The sequence below is a fragment of the Promicromonospora kroppenstedtii DSM 19349 genome (assembly GCF_000515355.1).
In the GTDB taxonomy this organism is placed as follows: domain Bacteria; phylum Actinomycetota; class Actinomycetes; order Actinomycetales; family Cellulomonadaceae; genus Promicromonospora; species Promicromonospora kroppenstedtii.
The window spans coordinates 170,090-172,607 of record NZ_KI911760.1 but is presented as its reverse complement, the minus strand read 5'-3'; the positions used below and the strand labels follow the sequence as shown (position 1 = coordinate 172,607).

Genomic DNA, 2,518 nt, shown 5'->3' with positions numbered 1-2,518 from the left:
GCCGCCGCACCACCGCAGGCGCATGCCGGGCCACCGCGCGCTCGGCAGTCGTCCAGCGTGTGCCCCGGTGGTCCGCGAGCACGCAGGCCAGGGCGAGGAGCGCGTGCCCGGCCGTCCAGCCCGCCACCGCCGTACCGACAGCGACCGCGGCGAGCTCGACGATGTCCTCGACCGGGAAGTACGCCGAACCGAGGCCCGCGCCGACCTGCCACGTGCGCACACCGAGCAGGCCGGCCGCCACGACGAGCGCGAGGCCCAGGCCGAGCAGCCCGAGGAGCCCGCGCCTCGTGCCCGCGACCTCTTGTGACCCGGTGCTGCCGGCCCTGTTCGACGGCGCTCCTGCCGTCCTGTCGGACGCACGGCGTGTGCGCCTGTCAGCAGCCGACATGTGGTCGCGGGCGTGCGTCGTCATGGTTCCCCCTGCAGTGGTCGAACTTCGGCGATGATGATCCAGTGCGCCAACTTTGATATCAGTTGATGTCGTCCGGCGATCTTTATTCAACATCGATGCCGGAAGCGTGTCTACCGGAGAGCGGGATGCCTGTGGATAGCGCAGGGTTTCCTCATGACATCAGTGCAGCCGGTCGGTCCCACCCGCTGGGAGGCGCTCTTCAATGACCTGGAGGCGCAGGCCCGCGCGCAGTCGGCGGCCGAGGCCGACGCGCTCGTCTCCGAGCTGACGCGGGCCGAGCACGCGACGATGACGCTCGCGGACCGGTTCCGCGCCGTCGTCGGCGGGATGGTCACGCTGGAGCTGCTCGACGGCGCCCCGTTGCGCGGCGTCGTGGTGGAGGCGGCGGACGAGTGGGTGCTGCTGCGTGGAGTGCGGCCGGAGCCGCTGAGCCAGCACCTGGTGCCGCTGGCCGCCGTCGCCGCTGCTCACGGCCTGGCCCGGCAGGCGGTGTCGGCCACATCGCGTCGGGATGCCCTCGGGCTGGGTCCGGTGCTGCGGAGCCTGCAGCGGGACCGGGCCCGCGTCGTCGTGCGCACGCTCCGCGGGGCATACGGCGGACGGGTCGCGCGAGTGGGCCGGGACCATCTGGACATCGACCTGCTCGACGGCCGCGGAACCCGGCTGGTTCCGTTCACGGCGCTGCTGGTCGTGAGCGAGTCGCCCTAACCGATCGGTATAGCCCGTAAATGGAGAGCGGGACCGGTGTCACTCCGTTGGAGTGCGCCGGTCCCGTCGGTGTGCGACGCGGCCATTCAGCCGTCCGCTGCGGCAGAACCCTTGAGCCGCTCACGGCTCTTTGCGTACATACGCTCGATGTACGACTCGAGCTCCGCTGCCTCGACGCGCCAGACCTTCTTGGGGCCCACCTGGATGGCGGGAAGGTCGCCGGTACGAACCAGTGCGTAGCCCTGGGCCATCGAGATGTTCAGTGTCTCGACCACATCAGCCAGAGAGAGAAAGCGCTTTTCCATGGGAACAGTGTGGCACGAGACACCGACATGAGGGGGTTATCCACAAGAAGTGTTTATCTGATGCCGGATCGGCGACGTTCGATCACTATGGTTCCGGCGCTCTGCGCAGGCTGTGCGCCATTCTGTGCCGGTTCGCGGTTCAACTTGTACTCGACGCCCCACACAAAGTCCACCAAAGTACGCGGAAGGACCGAGATGACGTATGCCCCGGCCGCCCCGGCGACCGCTGCCCAGGGCCTGGATCTCCCCGAGCCGGCCGCCGGCCGGCTCCGCAGGCCCAGCTGGCGCGACCCGCGGCTCGTGACCGGTCTCGTCATCGTCGCGCTGTCCATCGGCCTCGGGTCCTGGGTGGTCTCGGCCGCGAGCCGCACGGTACCGGTCTTCGTGGCCGACGGCGCTCTCACGCCCGGGGAGCCCCTCACGGCCGGTTCGGTGCGCACCGCCGACGTCCGGCTCGGCGCCGGGACGGGCCGCTATCTGCCCGCCGACGAGCCGCTGCCCGCGGACCTGGTGGTGCTCCGGGTGGTCGACGACGGCGAGCTGGTGCCGCTGACGGCTCTCGGCGCGGACGCCGACGTGCGCTCGGTCGCGGTACCGGTCGCCTCCGGTCTGTCGGACCGGATCCAGGCCGGTGCCGTCGTGGACCTGTGGTTCGTGCCCGACCTGCCCGTCACGCGAGAGGCGGGCGCGGACCGGCCGGAACCGCGCACGCTCGCGAAGGACGTGGTGGTCGAGCAGGTGGACGCCGACGACGGCGCCATCGTCGTGGACGGCACCGTCACGCTGCACGTGCTGGTCCCGGGCGACGCGCTGCCGACGGTGCTGGCCGCGCTGTCGGACGCGGGCACCGTCGCCGTCGTACCCGTGGCGGGCGGCGTCCGATGAGCGAGGAGCGGAACGTCACCGTGCTCGTCGCGGTCCAGGCGCCCGAGGAGGAGGCTGCGGCGGTGACCGTGCTCGGCGCGCAGTCGCAGGTGACCGTGGCTCGCCGCCTCGCGGAGCTCACCGAGCTCCTGGCGGCGGCCGAGGCGGGCGCCGGCACCGTCGCCGTCGTCTCGGGAGACCTGCCCGGCTTGGACCGCGACGCCGTGGC

General features: G+C 71.7%; 4 protein-coding genes and 1 pseudogene. 3 read left to right on the top strand and 2 right to left on the bottom strand.

From position 1 onward, the window contains the following. On the bottom strand, window positions 1–412 hold a 412-nt coding region (locus tag PROKR_RS36490; protein ID WP_036970460.1), incomplete at its 3' end, for a hypothetical protein. A 153-nt stretch (window positions 413–565) separates the two neighbouring features. On the opposite strand from PROKR_RS36490, the gene PROKR_RS28095 reads away from it, so the two are divergent. Then, the gene (locus PROKR_RS28095) at window positions 566–1,120 is read left to right on the top strand and encodes a hypothetical protein (RefSeq protein ID WP_036970457.1); all 555 of its coding nucleotides are present in this window, start codon (window positions 566–568) and stop codon (window positions 1,118–1,120) included. 86 nt (window positions 1,121–1,206) lie between these two features. Here PROKR_RS28095 and PROKR_RS28090 read toward each other — a convergent pair whose 3' ends face one another. Further along, window positions 1,207–1,425 carry a helix-turn-helix transcriptional regulator gene (locus PROKR_RS28090; protein WP_020016485.1) on the bottom strand — a complete coding sequence of 73 codons (219 nt, stop codon included), beginning with the start codon at window positions 1,423–1,425 and terminating at the stop codon, window positions 1,207–1,209. A gap of 195 nt (window positions 1,426–1,620) precedes the next feature. Between PROKR_RS28090 and PROKR_RS28085 the strand changes: the two genes are divergently transcribed. Together PROKR_RS28085 and PROKR_RS36485 are read left to right on the top strand one after the other, a co-directional pair. Continuing rightward, on the top strand, window positions 1,621–2,310 hold the full coding sequence (locus PROKR_RS28085; RefSeq protein ID WP_051433451.1) for a CpaB family protein: 690 nt from the start codon (window positions 1,621–1,623) through the stop codon (window positions 2,308–2,310). Further along, window positions 2,307–2,518: pseudogene (locus PROKR_RS36485) on the top strand (hypothetical protein); the annotation flags it as partial. The gene PROKR_RS28085 and the pseudogene PROKR_RS36485, both read left to right, overlap by 4 nt.